Genomic DNA, 14,793 nt, shown 5'->3' with positions numbered 1-14,793 from the left:
CCTGTAGGGCGCGTGCGCGGGGGGGGCGGCCCCCCCCCCCCCCCCGGGCCCCCGCGGGGGGCCGGGGGGGGCCGCCCCCCCCCCCCCCCCCCCCCCCCCCACCCCCTATGTGTCAGCGAACGCCGCGCGGCCCTGGTGGCAGTGCGGCCGGCAGGCGCTGCCACTGCGTCTGCTGCCGGGCGCTGTAGGCCCCTGCGCTGTAGGCGCTGTACGAGCTGCTGAACGATCCCGGCCGATGACCTCCGTGCGACTCCGAACTGGTCGGAATGTTGCCGAAGGCGACGAACCCCAGGTTCTCCTCGCCGCTGCGGTCACCCGGCAGCGTGCGGAAGGACTTGACGTACTCGGACCAGAGCGCGTCGTAGATGGGCGTGGCCGAGTGGCTGCCCGAAATGTCCTGGGCCGAGCGGGCGGAGGGAATCGGCTGGAAGGACTGGCGGCGGGGGATGTCGTATGCGTGCACGTATGTCCAAACGACCCCGAACTTCAAGGGATGCGGTTGATATCCGCCTCTTTGGGTGATCTCAGGTGCCCGCGAGCGGCATGGCGACGCCGACCAGCTTCCCGTTGGCCGCCGCCTTGTCGAGTGCGTCCCGCAGCAGGTCCTCACGGGGCTGGCGCCCGATGGACCCCACCGGCGCGGCGAACATGAGCACCTGCTGGTGCTTGTTGGCGGCGGCCCGCCAGCCGTCGGTCACCTGCAGCGGCTGGTGCGCCTGCCACCACGCCACCGGCTGCCCGCCGTTCGTGCCGGGCTGCAGCACGGCGTGCAGCTGGCCCATGGCGAGCAGCACCGACCAGCCGTGCAGCACCGGCGGCACCTCGGACAGCTCCATGAGCGGCATGAACCCCTGCTCGATCAGCAGCGGCAGGAAGTCGTCGCCGAGCCCGGTCGTGCCCGGCCGCACGATGGGCCCGGTGGGCTCGACGACCAGCGCCGGGTGCAACTCCCCGGCGATCAGGACCAGTCCGCTGGTCACGCCGAGCACGGCCTGCTCGGGGACGACCTGGTCGGGGTCCAGGTCCACGGAGTCCCCGGAGATGGAGCGCACGGCCCCCTGGAGCTGCTCCTCGGTGACCTGGACGACCTGCGAGGGCAGGCAGGTGGCGTGGGCGAAGGCGAGGACGGCGGTCTCCTCGCCGACGAACAGGACGGTGCTGGTGCGCTCCTGTTCGGAGTCGCCCGGGGTGCGGCAGGAGGTGCAGTCGTAACTGCCGGGGGCGTTCTCTCCGGCGAGCAGCCGGTCGGCTTCTTCGTCGCCGATCTCGGCTCGTACCTCGTCGCTGACGTCGAGCATGCGCGGCACGGGTGGCTCCCCTCGGGAAGTGTGAACCGGGCGGGTCCCGGGCTCATGAAGAAGACAACGGGCGATCTGTGGCGGGAGTCACGCTTCAGGGCGAACGGAGTCGAACCATCCACCGCACACGGTCACCTCGGGTGCGGAATCGGACACTCATTGTCAATTCCTTGGATATCCAAGGAAGTTGGTTGCGTGAAGTGAGTCACAGGTTCTCGGGCCTCACGGTCGACATATCAGGAAATCCGCGAATTAAATGGGTGGCCGAAAATTGCCGATACCGGCGGTAACGGCTAACTGGCCTGGAATGACAAGCAGTTGGTTGCTGACGCCTCGACAGGCTCCTTAGATTCCTCCGCCGTGTGCAACGAGCACCGCTCGGGAACGTCCGCCGACCGCACCAGCCAGCAGTACCAGCAGAACGCGATCACCGGCGGACGGGGCGGAGCGCGGCGACCGGCCCATGTGCCGTGAGCGCGCCCCGCCTTGGGGGAGCCCGGGTGATTCGAGAGGGAATTACATGTCCGAGTGTGCCGATACCACCCGTGACAACGTCCGCAGGAACCGTACGACGGCGCTCCTCGCCGGGGCTGCACTGCTCGCCCCGCTCGGGCTGCTGGCCGCGACCGGCAACGCCGCGGCGGCGGACGGCGGGGTGTGGGACCGCATCGCCCAGTGCGAGAGCGGCGGCAACTGGCACATCAACACCGGCAACGGCTACTACGGCGGGCTGCAGTTCTCCGCCGGAACCTGGCGCGCCTACGGTGGCACGGCCTATGCGCCGACGGCCGCCGGGGCCTCCAGGGAAGAGCAGATCTCCGTGGCCACCAAGGTCCAGCACGCCCAGGGTTGGGGCGCCTGGCCGGTCTGTTCGGCACGGGCCGGAGCGTACGGCAGCGCACCCGCGGCCTCCTCCGGATCCGCCACCACCAAGTCCTCATCGGCCGCCAAGCCGAAATCGGTCACCAAGTCGAAGCCGTCCAAGGCGCCGGCACGTTCGACCGGCCACCCGGCGCGCAGTGCCTCCCGCGGCGACTACACCGTCCGCGAGGGCGACACCCTGAGCAAGATCGCCGCCCGGCACGGGACCACCTGGCAGCGGCTGTACGCCGCCAACAAGGCCGTCATCGGCTCCGACCCCGACCTCATCGTCCCCGGGCAGCAGCTCGACCTCTGAGCCGCTCCCCCTCACCGAAGGGCTCCGTCCGGTCCTCCGACCGGGTGGGGCCCTTCGGCCCATCGGACGCGCCGGAGCGGTCGAGGGCCGCCCACTGCTTACCGTGGCCCGATGTTCCGCATGCACCGTACGCAGTTCGCACTCGCGCTGGCCGCCGCCCTGTTCGGCGCCCTCGTCCCCGTCACGGCGCAGGCGGCACCACCCCCACCGCTGCCGGGAACGCTTCCGGTGCGTCTGTCCTACGCCTGCGCCAAGGACCACTGGCCCTGGGGCTGCATCGCGGACTGCGAGAGCGGCGGACAGTGGGACATCAACACCGGGAACGGCTTCTACGGCGGGCTGCAGTTCCGGCAGTCCACCTGGAAGTACTTCGGCGGGCTGAAGTACGCCCCGCGCGCGGATCTCGCCAGCCGTGAGGAGCAGATCGCCGTGGCCGAGAAGGTGCTGGCCGCCCAGGGGTGGGAGACCTGGCCGGCCTGCTCCCACCGCTACCGCCTCCAGGGGCGCGTGCACGCCGTGCACGCCGGCGAGACGCTGGTGTCGATCGCGGACAGGTACGGCGTCGACGGCGGCTGGCTGTCGCTGTACCGGGCCAACAGGGACATGGTCGGCGAGCATCCGACCCGGCTGAACGTCGGTACGCAGCTGCTCATCCCGCGGGGCTCGGCCCGCGCCCGGGAGCCGTACCAGGACTTCGAGACGGCCGGCCCGCCCCTGTCCGAGGACGAAGCTCCCGTTCGCCCGCCTCTCCGCTGAACACGACGGTGCCGCGGCGCAGTTCGTACACGATGACCCCCGCCCGGTCCCGGAGCCCGGGCGGCAGCCGCTGCTCGGCGATGACGACGCAGGCGTCGAGGCCGCCCAGCAGCTCGTAGGTGCGGGCCGCGACCGCGGGGGACATGCCCTGCGCGGGCTCGTCGACGAGCACCACGCGCGCGCGTGCCAGCAGGGCGCGGGAGAGGGCGAGCATGCGCTGCTCGCCGCCGGAGAGGGTGCCGGCGCGGCGTGTGAGCAGCGGCTCCAGCTGCGGGTACGCCTCCAGGGCGAACCCGTATTCCCCTGACGCCAGTTCGAGGTTCTCGTGCACGGTGAGGGAGCCGAACACGGCCTGCCGCTCGGGAACCAGACACAGTCCCCGCCGGGCCCGCTCGTACGCCGGTGTCCGGCTGACGTCGACGCCGTCCCACACCACCGCGCCACCGGACAGCGGTACGAGGCCGGCCAGCGCGCGCAGGGCGGTCGTACGGCCGGATCCGTTGCGGCCGAGCAGCACGGTGAGGCCGGGGCCGGGGGCGGCGAGGGTGACGCCGTGCAGGGCCTCCAGGGGGCCGTAACGCACACGCGCGTGACGCAGGGAGATGGTCATGGGCCCGCCTCCCGGCTGCCGAGGGCGCCGCGGGTGTCGAGTACACGTCCGGGTGGGCCGGAGGCCACGATGCGGCCCGCCGTCATGACGTGCACGACGTCCGCGAGGTCGGCGACCAGGTCGAGGTCGTGCTCCACCACGAGCAGGGCGGTGCCGTCGGCCGCCAGCGCCTTCAGCACCCGTGCCAGGGCGGCGACTTCGGTGCCGTCGAGGCCGGCGGCGGGTTCGTCCAGGAGCAGCACGCGGGGGCTGCCCGCGAGGGCCCTGGCCAGCTCCACTCGGCGCAGTGTGCCGGTGGGGAGGTCCGCGGCGGGCAGGGTCCCTACGGGGCCGTCGAGGCCCAGCAGCCGCAAGGCCCGGTCCGCGGCTGCCGGGTCGTTCAGCCGGCCCTGCTCGGCGCCCACGCGGACGTTTTCGGCCACTGTCAACGACGGGAAGACGGAGAGTTGCTGGAAGGTGCGGGCGATTCCGAGGCGGGTGCGGGTGTGGGCGGCCAGGCGCGTGATGTCCCTTGCGCCCAGGCGGACTTGGCCGTGGGTGGGGTGGAGGGTGCCGGCCAGGCAGTGGAACAGGGTGCTTTTCCCCGCCCCGTTGGGGCCGACGACGGCGGTGATCTGTCCTGGGGGGACGGTGAGGTCGACTCCGTCGAGGGCCTGGAAGCCGCCGTAGCGGGCGTGGAGTTCGTGGGCTTGGAGGGTCGGTGCGGGTGCGGGTGCGGGTGCGGGTGCGGGTGTGTGGGGGTGCACCCGGCCTTCGGCCGGGTTCGGGTTCCCACCCGCACCATCCGTCGCACTATCGTTGTCGCGTGCGGGTGGCCCCTGTGGGGGCTGGGCGCCGTCGGCGGCCGCGGCTTGTTCTCGTGGGGGCTCAGCCGCGTCGGTCACTGCGGCCCGCCTTCGTGGGATTCCAGCCGCGTCGGCCACTGCGGCCCGCCTTCGTGGGATTCCCGTCGCATCGGTGCCCCCTCGCCCCGTCGCTCGCGCCTGCGGTGCCGCGGTCACCCCAGCCGGGGCGGGCCGACGGTCGGCCGGCGGCTCCGCAGGCCGTAGCCTTGCCCGCACCCGTACCCCCACCGGCGTCAGCCGTGCCCCCCGTCGCGGCCGCAGGCCGGCCGCCGCTGTCCGGAGGGCCTCGTACGGGCCGCCCGGGAAGCGGCCCACCAGCACCGCCAGTACGCCGATCAACGCTGCCGCCACGCCGCCGCGGGCGCCCGCGTCCAGGCCCACCAGGAGGGCGGCCGCGGCCAGGGCGCCCAGGGTGCTGTCGGCGCCCAGGACCACGACGGCGGCGAACCACAGCAGGCTGCGTACGGGGTCGTAGGCGCTCGGGTCGAAGGCCCGCAGGCCCATGCCGAGCATGCCGCCGCCGAGCGCGGCCAGGGCGGCGCCCGAGACGAAGGCCAGGAGCTTGAGCGAGGGGACCTGGACGCCGGCCGCCGAGGCGCCCGCCTCGTGGTCGCGCATGGCGGCCAGGGCCCGGCCCGTGCGGCCTCGGCGGAGCGCCCGCGTGGCCGCCAACGCGGCTGCCAGCAGGGCCAGTTCGAGGACGTAGTAGGCGCGGTCGCCGTCGAAGCCCGCGGGGCGGTCCAGGGTGAGGCCGGAGGTGGCGTAGGGCTGGGCGAAGACGAAGCGGCTCACGCCGACGCCCACCGCGAACGTCGCCAGCGCGAGGGCGAGGCCCTGGCGGCCGATCGCCGGCCAGCCGGTCAGGAGGCCCAGGGGAGCCACCAGGACGACCGCCACCGCCAGGGCGGCCAGCTCGGGCAGACGCGGCAGCACCGGGAAACGGCCCGCCGCGAGGAGGGCCGTGAACAGGGCGCCCAGGCCCGCGTAGGCGGCCTGGCCGAGGGAGATCTGGCCGCCCCGGCCGGTGACCACCACCAGGGACAGCAGGATCACGCCCAGCGCCGGCACCTGGACCGAGGTGTGCAGGTCCGAGCCCGCGAAGCCCAGCGGGAGCAGGAACAGGACGACGGCCACTGTCCAGGCGCCCGGCGGTGTCGGCACGCGCGCGGTGGCCGTGCGCGGGAGCGCGTCGCGGGTGCCGATCCGCGGCAGCACCAGGGCCGCGACCAGCAGCGCCACCACGAACAGGTTCGCGCCCACCGCCTGCAGCAGGGGCCCGCCCCAGCCGGCGGGATGCAGCCGCGTCAACTGGCTCTGCGCGATCCCGATGCCCAGCGCCACGACGACGGCCACCGGCAGGTTCCGCATCCGCGCCGCCACCGCGACCGCCACCACCTCCATGACGAGCAGCGGCAGCCCGTACGGGTCCAGGCGCACGTACGGTGCCAGCAGCGCTCCCGTCAGGCCCGCCGTGAACGCACCGAACGCCCAGCCCGCCGCCGCCACCCGGTCCGCGTCGATCCCGCCGAGCACCGCGAGCTGCCGGTCGTCGACCACGGCCCGCAGCTCCCGCCCGAACCGCGTCCACCGGATCACCGCGCCGACGCCCACGGCCAGCACGAGCACCACCGCCAGTTGGCCCCAGGGATCCTCCGAGACCAGTTCCGGGGCGTCGTCCCGCGCCCCCTGCCCCCACACCAGCGCCGCCCCGCCGACCAGCAGCACGAAGACCCCGATCGACGCGACGAGCGTCTGCGCCGGGTCACTGCCCAGGACGGCGAGCGGCCGGAAGACGAACCGCTCCAGGACCACGCCGATCGCCGGGGCCAGCACGACAAGCGTCACCGTCGCCCCGAGCCACAGCGGCCAGCCCCACTCGACCACGCACTGCCGCAGCACATACGCGCACACCATCCCGACCGCGCCGTGCGCGAAGTTGAGCACGCCGGTCGCGCGGTACGTCACGATCAGGCCGATCCCCGTGAGCGCGGCCGCGCTGCCGACGGAGAGGCCGGCGAGCGTGAGGTCGTACGTCAGGGAGGACATCGGGAGGCTTCAGTCGGTCTCGTCGGCGGGTTCGCAGATCGGGCACGGGCCCAGCTCGCCGCTCTGCAGCAGTTTCGCGTCGACCGGTACGGCCTCCACCTTCCCGGCGACCAGCGGGCAGTCCGCGCGGTGCCACAGCGTGCCGCCCGGCACCATCAGCAGCTCACCGCTGACCGCGAGGGGCAGGGCGGCCGCCTGCCGGGAGTCGTCGGCGTCGGCGGGCTCGGCGGCGACCAGGAGGCCGTAGAGCTCCTCCACGCGCGCGGCGGCGAGCGCGCCCCGCCCGTGCGTGAGCAGCACCGACCCGGCGACGATCAGCGCGGCGCCGGGGACCGTGCAGGAGGCGAGATAGGGCAGCTGGCGCTCGGCGTAACGCTCACCGGAGATGCCGTACCAGCCGACGACGCACAGCACCGCACCCGCGGCGAGCGCGGCCCAGCCGGCCCACAGGACGGGGTGCACGGTCCGCAGTCGGCCTGTCCGCATCACTGGCTCCCACACGTCGCGTTTCTGTGTATGTGCCTGGCGATATTCCATGTAAGCCAATGGACTTGCACTATGCCTCCTGGAAGCTGACCCTGAAAGCACCGGGCGCACCTTGCCCGGACCGACACCCGGTGGTGAGCCAGATGGTTCTCGGGAGCGACCTCAGGCGGGGGAAAGCAGGCAGGGGGCGCGGCCCAGGGGCGGCGGGACGGGGTACGGCGTTCGCGGCCGCCCTTGTTCTCATCTTCGCCCCGGCCCTCGCGGCCTGCAGCGACAGCAGTGGCGGTGGCAGCGCGAGCACACCCCCCACTCCGTCCGTGGAGAAGACGACGAGCGCGCCGGCCACCGCGCCCGCCGATCCGGCGGCGGCCAAGCAGGAGATCAGCAGGAACTGGCAGACGTTCTTCGACCCCAGGACGCCGCTGGCCCAGAAGCAGAAGGTCCTGGAGAACGGCGAGCGGATGGCGCCGGTCCTGAAGGCCTTCAGCGGTGACAAGCGCGGCGGGCAGGTGCAGGCGAAGGTCCAGAAGATCGAGTTCACCTCGCCGACCCAGGCGACCGTGACGTACACGCTGACCCTGAACGGCGCGACCGCCCTGCCGAACGCCTCCGGGACCTCGGTCCAGCAGAGCGGCACCTGGAAGGTGTCCGTCAACACGCTGTGCGCCCTGGTCAAGCTGAGCGGCGATGCGTCGGCCTCGCCGGCACCCGGCTGCTGAGCACGCGGCTGCCGCGGCGCTGCTGCTCCTGCTGGGCACGGCCTGCGGCAGCCGCCTGCCGGAGAGCGACTTCGAGCACGGCGGCCGCACGAACGCGCCCGCGCCCAGCAGCGGCACACCCGTTCGCGTCGGCATCATCACCAGCGCCACCAGCCCGGTCGGCGGCAACACCTTCACCGGCCCGCGCGACGGCGCCAAGGCCTTCTTCGACCGGCTCGACACGCTCGGGGGCATCGACGGGCATCCCGTCGAGGTGCGCGAGTGCGACGACGGTGGCAGCGGCGTCGGCAACAACACCTGTGTGCACCGGCTGGTCGACGAGGACCAGGTCGTCGCGCTGGTCGCCACCACCGCCCTGGACTACGCGGGCGCCTCCCGTGTCTCCCACGCGCGTGTGCCCGACATCGGCGGCCAGCCCATCGGCGCCGCCTACGACACCTGGCCGCACCTCTACGGCATCTACGGCAGCCTGGCCCCGCGGAACGGCACCCCCGGCTGGAACGGAAAGCTCTACGGCGGCACGGAGGTCTACCGCTACTTCAAGCACGAGAAGGGCGCCCGCACGGCCGCCGTCGTGTCCTACAACCAGGCCGCGTCCGCCGCCTACGCCCGTCTCGTCGAGCAGGGCCTGAAGGCCGAGGGCTACAAGGTGGTCACCGAACAGGTCGACTTCGCGCTGCCCAACTTCCGTGCCGCGGCCGCCGATCTGAAGGAACAGGGCGCCGACCTGGTCTTCGACGCCGTCGACACCCACGGCAACGCCCAGCTGTGCAAGGCGATGGACGAGGTCGGCGCCAAGGTCATCGCGAAGGTCACCAACGTGCAGAACTGGACGTCCACCGTCGCCGAGGACTACAAGGACTCCCCGCGCTGCCGCAACGCCCTCTGGGCGACCGGCTCCAGCCGCAACCACGACGACACCGGCAACGCGGCCGTACGCGAGTTCCGGGACGCCACCAAGGACCTGAAGACGCACTCCCAGTGGCAGTTGGAGGGCTGGGCGGCCGCCATGTGGTTCACGGACGCGGCGAAGTCCTGTGCACGGACGGGCATCACGCGCGCGTGCGTCGACGCCTTCATGAACCGCAGTGAGAACTACACCGCGGGCGGGCTGCTGGTTCCCGTCGTCTTCGAACGGCTGGCCGAGCCGCCGAAGGACCGCAGGGCCTGTGTGTCGGTGGCCCGCTGGCAGGACGGCAGGGGCTGGGTGTCCCAGGGGGACATGAACAGCACCTGCTTCGACGTGCCGCAGCTCTCCTACCAGCCGTAGTCCGGTATCGGCCGCGGTCCGGTCAAGGGGCAACCAAAGCGCCTGTTCGCGGGTCTGACCGAGAAGCACAGGCCGAGAAGGGATCCGTACCGCATGACAACGTTGGCTCCGCAGTCCACACCGCTGCGCGCCGACTGCATCGCCGACTCGGCGGGCGGCCTGACCTTCGACGTCCGCGCGGTCGGCGAGACGGCCACGGCCCTGCTCGTGCTGCGCCGCCGCGAAAGCCACGACGAGGTGTATCTGCCGCTGACCCCCGCCGCGGACGGCAGGCTGCGTGCCGCGCTGCCCAGCATCGTCGCCCTTCCCGAGGGCCGCTGGGACGCCTACGCGCGCGTGGACGCCGGCGAGCCGCGCCGCCTGGCGCCCGGCGTCACCGATCTGCGCTCGCTCGCCGCCCGTACCCCCAGCGGCACCCACGGCCAGGTCGCCGTCCGCATCCCGTACGCGACCCGGCAGGGCAACCTCACCGTCCGCAGCTGGGTGCGCGCCCCGCACGCCGAGGCGGGCGAACTGCGCATCAGACAGGGCGTGCTGACGGTGCCGGGGCGGATGTACGGCATCGGGCTCGGCCCGGACGCCCATGCCGAGCTGCGCGGCCGGCACGCGCCCGTCCCGGTGCGACGTGCCGAAGTCCTCGCCGACCGCACCGAGTTCCGCTTCAAGGTGGTCTACGGTGCCCTGGAGCCGGGCCTGTGGGACCTGTGGCTGCGGCCCGCGGGCGAGGCGGGACCGGCGGTGCGGATCGCGCGGCTGCTCGACGACGTGGCCGACAAGAAGCCCGTGTTCACCTATCCGCGGGTGCGCGTGAACGCGTCGTACGGCCCGGTGGAGGCCGGGCCCTACTACACACGGGACAACGACCTGTCCGTGTCCGTCACCGCGGTGAGCCCGTCTCTCCAGGATCCTCTTTAGGACAGCAACGGTCCGCAACGGCTGGCAGACTCGGGCCCATGTTGGAGACCTCGGCACGACTGCTGCGTCTGCTCTCGCTCCTCCAGGCCCACCGCGAGTGGTCCGGCGCCGACCTCGCCGACCGTCTCGGTGTCACCGCGCGCACCGTGCGCCGGGACGTGGACCGGCTGCGCGAGCTGGGCTATCCCGTCAACGCCAGTCCCGGCACCGGTGGTGGCTACCAGTTGGGCGCGGGCGCCGAGCTGCCGCCGCTGCTCCTGGACGACGACGAGGCGGTCGCCGTCGCCGTCGGGCTGCGCATGGCCGCCGGGCAGGGCATCGAGGGCATCGGCGAGACCTCCGTACGGGCCCTCGCCAAGCTGGAGCAGGTGCTGCCCAGCCGGCTGCGCCGCCGGGTGGGCGCCCTGAACGCCTTCACCGTGCCGATGCTGCGCGGCCCGCAGCCCTCCGCCGTCGACCCGGCGGTCCTGACCGAACTGGCCAACCTCTGCCGGGACTGCGAACGCCTGCGCTTCGAGTACAGCGACCACGGGGGTGCTTCGAGCCGCCGGACCGTCGAACCCCACCGCCTGGTGTGCTCCGAGCGCCGCTGGTACCTGGTCGCCTGGGATCTCGACCGCGCGGACTGGCGTACGTTCCGCGTCGACCGCATCACGCCGAAGCCGCCGCACGGCCCGCGCTTCGCGCCGCGCACGCCGCCCGCCGAGGACCTCGCCGCGTACGTCTCGAAGGGCGTCTCCACGCGCGCGTACGCCTCCCATGCGGTCGTCCGGCTGCTCGCGCCCCTGGACGAGGCGGCGGAGCGCATCTCGCCCTCGGCGGGGCAGCTGGAGGCGGACGGCCCCGACGCCTGCATTCTGCGCACCGGGGCGGCGAGCCTCGACGTCATGGTGATCCACGTGATGATGACGGGCTTCGACTTCGAGGTCCTGGAGCCCACCGAGCTCACCGAGGCGATCAGGACGGCCCGGGACCGGCTTTCTCGCGCTCTTCTCCGAGAGGCTCCTCGGGCGTCGCCGCGAGCTCGGGATGGTGCAGGTCGAACGCGGGGGACTCGGAGCGGATCTTCGGCAGGATCGTGAAGTTGTGCCGCGGCGGCGGGCACGAGGTCGCCCACTCCAGCGAGCGGCCGTAGCCCCAGGGGTCGTCGGTGTCGACCTTCTCGCCGTACTTGGCGGTCTTCCAGACGTTGTAGAGGAACGGCAGCGTCGACATGCCGAGCAGGAACGCGCCGATCGTGGAGATGGTGTTGAGGGCCGTGAAGCCGTCCGCCGCGAGATAGTCGGCGTACCGCCGTGGCATGCCCTCCGCGCCCAGCCAGTGCTGCACCAGGAACGTGGTGTGGAAGCCCACGAAGAGCGTCCAGAACTGGATCTTGCCCAGCCGTTCGTCGAGCATCTTCCCGGTGAACTTGGGCCACCAGAAGAAGAAGCCGCCGAAGATCGCGAAGACGACCGTGCCGAACACCACGTAGTGGAAGTGCGCCACGACGAAATAGGTGTCCGAGACATGGAAGTCCAGCGGCGGCGAGGCCAGGATCACCCCGGTCAGTCCGCCGAACAGGAACGTCACCAGGAAGCCGCATGCCCACAGCATCGGCGTCTCGAAGGACAGCGAGCCCTTGATCATCGTGCCGATCCAGTTGAAGAACTTCACGCCGGTCGGCACGGCGATCAGGAACGTCATGAACGAGAAGAACGGCAGCAGCACCGCACCGGTGACGAACATGTGGTGCGCCCACACCACCACCGACAGTCCGGTGATCGCCATCGTCGCGCCGACCAGCGTCAGATAGCCGAAGAGCGGCTTGCGGCTGAAGACCGGGAGGATCTCCGTGACGATGCCGAAGAACGGCAGCGCGATGATGTACACCTCGGGATGGCCGAAGAACCAGAACAGGTGCTGCCACAGCAGCGCCCCGCCGTTGCCCGCGTCGAAGACCTGCGCGCCGAACCGCCGGTCCGCCTCCAGACACAGCAGCGCGGCCGCGAGCACCGGGAACGCCATCAGGATCAGGATCGACGTGAAGAGCGTGTTCCAGGTGAAGATCGGCATCCGGAACATCGTCATGCCGGGGCAGCGCATCCCGATGATGGTGGTGATGAAGTTGACCGCCCCGAGGATCGTGCCGAAGCCCGCCAGCGCCAGCCCCATGATCCACAGGTCGGGCCCGACACCGGGGGAGCGCACCGCGCTGTTGAGCGGCGCATAGGCGAACCAGCCGAAGGCGGCGGGACCGCCGGGCACGAGCAGCGAGCCGAGCACGATGAGGCCGCCGAACAGGAAGAACCAGTACGAGAGCATGTTCAGCCGCGGGAAGGCGACGTCGGGGGAGCCGATCTGCAGCGGCATCAGCTCGTTGGCGAAGCCCGCGAACATCGGCGTCGCGAAGAGCAGCAGCATGATCGTGCCGTGCATGGTGAACAACTGGTTGAACTGGTTGTTGTCCATGATCTGCAGCCCCGGCCGGGCGAGTTCGGCGCGCATCAGCAGCGCCATCACCCCGCCGGTCAGGAAGAACAGGAACGAGGTGATCAGGTAGAGATGCCCGATCTTCTTGTGGTCGGTGGTCGTCAGCCAGTCGACGATCACCCGGCCCTGACTGGTCGGCACGGGTCGCGCCGCGGCCTGCACGGTCTGGGTCCCCATCGCTCGCTCGCCCCTTCGCTCGTCGCGCCCCGGGTCCGCTGAAGCCCGCGCCACCCCCGCCCGCGAGCTCACGTCATGATGCGCGCGCCGTCGCGCGCTCCGACAGGGGGCGTGCGGGGGTTCTGTGCTGGAACCGTGCATTTTCTACGCGGTGTCAGCTCTCACGAACCCGCCGGGAATCGGACCCGAAAGAAGTCCGGGATCAGTTCTCACGGCACTTTCCGACGGGCTATTCGAAGAGCGGCCGCGACACGCGGGAATTACGTTCGATTCCCTGCGGAAGGCCTACGGAACCGGTACGGAACCGCTCGTTCGTGTGACACCCGCAGCGCGGTAGTTGATGTCACATGAGCCGAAACACGTGTCGTGGTCCTGTGACAGAAGTGTGACAGGAGGGGGATGCGGGCCCTGGGGGACCGCCCCGGCTTCCCCGTCCGGGGGACAGGGCCTAGCGTGGCGGCATGGCACCGATTCCCACTCCGCAGGCGGAGCCCCAGGACAGTCCGGACGCGTATGTCGGCCTCGATGCGGCCGGCGCCGAGCGGCGCGCTCGGGAGCGCGGCTGGGCCACGGTGCGCTCGCTGCCGCCGGGGGCGATCATCACGATGGAGTACCGCACGGGCCGGCTGAACTTCGAGGTGGAGGACGACCGGGTGGTGCGGGCCTGGAAGGGCTGACAGCCGACGAAGGCCCCGGTTCCCGAACGGGAACCGGGGCCTTCGCGGTGCGGGGGTGGTTGTGCGTACCGGCCCCGCTGTCGCCGTGCTCTCAGCCGCCCGCCAGGGGGCGGGCCGTGGAGGTCGTCGCGCCGCGCGGGATGCGGTCCGCGTGCGGCGGGCGGCGGCTGCCGGCCGGGGTGACCGGTGTGCGCTCCGAGCGGGCCGTGTGCGGGCCCGGGGCCAGATAGAGGGGCGCCCGGGCCGAGCGGGCCCCGGAGCCGACCGTCTCGCGTGCGGCGGCCTCGTCCTGTGCGGTCGTACGCGGCTTGAGCAGCACCGGAGCGCCCACGGGTGCGGCCGGTGCGCCGGCACCCTTGCGGGCGCGCCAGCGGTCGCGCAGGTCGAAGAGGGCGACCTCGGCCTTGGCGATCCCGGGCTCGCACCACGGCAGGGCCAGCAGGATCAGCAGGCCGGCGGCCCAGCCGAGGAGCACGTCGCTCAGCCAGTGGGTACCGAGGTAGACGGTGGCCAGGCCCACGCCCAGGGCGGTCAGCGCGGAGAGGGCGGACAGCCAGCGGCGGGCTCTCGGGGTGGAGGCGAGATAGGCCAGGATGCCCCAGGTCACCACGGCGTTGGCGGTGTGGCCGCTGGGGAATATATCGCCGCCCATGCCCATCTCGTTCGAGCCGATGGTGGTCGCGTAGTGCGGTCCGAGCCGCCCCATGCCGATCTTGGCGGCGCCCACGGTGATGTTCAGCAGGAGCAGCGAGACGCCCAGGGTCAGCAGCGGGCGCAGGGTGTGCTGGCGCCAGGAGCGCCAGCCCAGCCAGGCCGCGACCATCACCGCGGTCGGACCGCGCTGGCCGAGCACGACGTAGTAGTCGACGAACCAGTGGATGTTGTGCCACTGCTGGTACGGCCGGAAGAACATGACCTGCCAGTCGAAGCGGACCAGCCACGACGTGGTCACGACGAGATACACGATCGCCAGGTAGAAGGCCAGGGTCCCGGTCAGCAACGCGACCCGGTGCCGGCTCATCCTCGGCACATCGAGGTTGGCCGGTCGTTCCGGCTCCCGGTCCAGTCTGGCGAACACCCGGTCCAGACGGGTGAGGTTTCGTTCGGTACGCACCCAATCGACGTTACAGCGAGTGAGGTAAGTTCTCCGTCTCTTCAGCTGCTTTGTGATGACGATGTGATGTGGGATTCCTCTCAGCGGCGGGTTTATTTCCAAGGAATCCGCAATGTCCGGCGGCTGCTCCCTTCAATTCCTTTGATCATTCTGCGAATCAGTTTTATGGGACGTACGAATTCGTTCACCGAATGCTGGGGTTGATTTACCCGGACGCTCACCGGCCCCACG

The 14,793-nt window shown here is 71.7% G+C and carries 13 protein-coding genes and 1 pseudogene; 7 read left to right on the top strand and 7 right to left on the bottom strand.

The features are described 5' to 3' along the window. Nucleotides 1-112 precede the first annotated feature (112 nt). Together ACIBW9_RS29775 and ACIBW9_RS29770 are read right to left on the bottom strand one after the other, a co-directional pair. Nucleotides 113-463 carry a hypothetical protein gene (locus ACIBW9_RS29775; RefSeq protein ID WP_398960124.1) on the bottom strand — a complete coding sequence of 117 codons (351 nt, stop codon included), beginning with the start codon at nt 461-463 and terminating at the stop codon, nt 113-115. Between the two features lie 61 nt (nt 464-524). Beyond that, on the bottom strand, nt 525-1,307 hold the full coding sequence (locus ACIBW9_RS29770; protein WP_115909021.1) for a hypothetical protein: 783 nt from the start codon (nt 1,305-1,307) through the stop codon (nt 525-527). A 511-nt stretch (nt 1,308-1,818) separates the two neighbouring features. Here ACIBW9_RS29770 and ACIBW9_RS29765 point away from each other — a divergent pair. Both ACIBW9_RS29765 and ACIBW9_RS29760 read left to right on the top strand, forming a co-directional pair. After that, nucleotides 1,819-2,475, top strand: coding sequence for a transglycosylase family protein (locus ACIBW9_RS29765; protein WP_398960123.1), 657 nt, complete (start codon nt 1,819-1,821; stop codon nt 2,473-2,475). Nucleotides 2,476-2,586: 111 nt separating this feature from the next. Beyond that, the gene (locus ACIBW9_RS29760; protein ID WP_398960122.1) at nt 2,587-3,231 is read left to right on the top strand and encodes a transglycosylase family protein; all 645 of its coding nucleotides are present in this window, start codon (nt 2,587-2,589) and stop codon (nt 3,229-3,231) included. Here the strand turns inward: ACIBW9_RS29760 and ACIBW9_RS29755 are convergent. From ACIBW9_RS29755 to ACIBW9_RS29745, 3 genes are read right to left on the bottom strand one after another with little or no spacing between them, the layout of a single operon-like run. Beyond that, entirely contained in the window at nt 3,125-3,841 is a 717-nt protein-coding gene (locus tag ACIBW9_RS29755; RefSeq protein ID WP_398960121.1) for an ATP-binding cassette domain-containing protein, read from the bottom strand. The two genes, ACIBW9_RS29760 and ACIBW9_RS29755, sit on opposite strands and share 107 nt — an antisense overlap. Next, nucleotides 3,838-6,732 carry an ATP-binding cassette domain-containing protein gene (locus ACIBW9_RS29750; protein ID WP_398960120.1) on the bottom strand — a complete coding sequence of 965 codons (2,895 nt, stop codon included), beginning with the start codon at nt 6,730-6,732 and terminating at the stop codon, nt 3,838-3,840. Before ACIBW9_RS29750 ends, ACIBW9_RS29755 begins: the two co-directional genes overlap by 4 nt. A 9-nt stretch (nt 6,733-6,741) precedes the next feature. After that, nucleotides 6,742-7,218 (bottom strand): hypothetical protein, encoded by a 477-nt coding sequence (locus ACIBW9_RS29745; RefSeq protein WP_398960119.1) that lies wholly within the window; start codon nt 7,216-7,218, stop codon nt 6,742-6,744. A gap of 143 nt (nt 7,219-7,361) precedes the next feature. On the opposite strand from ACIBW9_RS29745, the gene ACIBW9_RS29740 reads away from it, so the two are divergent. From ACIBW9_RS29740 to ACIBW9_RS29725, 4 genes are all read left to right on the top strand, one after another. Then, nucleotides 7,362-7,937 carry a hypothetical protein gene (locus ACIBW9_RS29740; protein WP_398960118.1) on the top strand — a complete coding sequence of 192 codons (576 nt, stop codon included), beginning with the start codon at nt 7,362-7,364 and terminating at the stop codon, nt 7,935-7,937. Next, entirely contained in the window at nt 7,906-9,207 is a 1,302-nt protein-coding gene (locus tag ACIBW9_RS29735) for an ABC transporter substrate-binding protein (RefSeq protein ID WP_398960117.1), read from the top strand. Before ACIBW9_RS29740 ends, ACIBW9_RS29735 begins: the two co-directional genes overlap by 32 nt. A gap of 93 nt (nt 9,208-9,300) precedes the next feature. Further along, nucleotides 9,301-10,122, top strand: coding sequence for a hypothetical protein (locus ACIBW9_RS29730; RefSeq protein ID WP_398960116.1), 822 nt, complete (start codon nt 9,301-9,303; stop codon nt 10,120-10,122). A 38-nt stretch (nt 10,123-10,160) separates the two neighbouring features. Beyond that, nucleotides 10,161-11,204, top strand: coding sequence for a helix-turn-helix transcriptional regulator (locus ACIBW9_RS29725; protein WP_398960115.1), 1,044 nt, complete (start codon nt 10,161-10,163; stop codon nt 11,202-11,204). Between the two features lie 43 nt (nt 11,205-11,247). Here the strand turns inward: ACIBW9_RS29725 and ctaD are convergent. Then, nucleotides 11,248-12,771, bottom strand: a pseudogene (gene ctaD / locus ACIBW9_RS29720) (cytochrome c oxidase subunit I); the annotation flags it as partial. Nucleotides 12,772-13,232: 461 nt separating this feature from the next. Here ctaD and ACIBW9_RS29715 point away from each other — a divergent pair. Next, nucleotides 13,233-13,448, top strand: coding sequence for an I78 family peptidase inhibitor (locus tag ACIBW9_RS29715; RefSeq protein ID WP_398960114.1), 216 nt, complete (start codon nt 13,233-13,235; stop codon nt 13,446-13,448). A gap of 91 nt (nt 13,449-13,539) precedes the next feature. On the opposite strand, the gene ACIBW9_RS29710 is transcribed toward ACIBW9_RS29715, so the two are convergent. Then, nucleotides 13,540-14,562, bottom strand: coding sequence for a phosphatase PAP2 family protein (locus ACIBW9_RS29710; RefSeq protein ID WP_398960113.1), 1,023 nt, complete (start codon nt 14,560-14,562; stop codon nt 13,540-13,542). Nucleotides 14,563-14,793: the final 231 nt, after the last annotated feature.

Source organism: Streptomyces sp. NPDC049541, from assembly GCF_044465725.1.
Taxonomy (GTDB): Bacteria; Actinomycetota; Actinomycetes; order Streptomycetales; family Streptomycetaceae; genus Streptomyces.
This window is presented reverse-complemented; position numbering and strand designations above follow the sequence as displayed.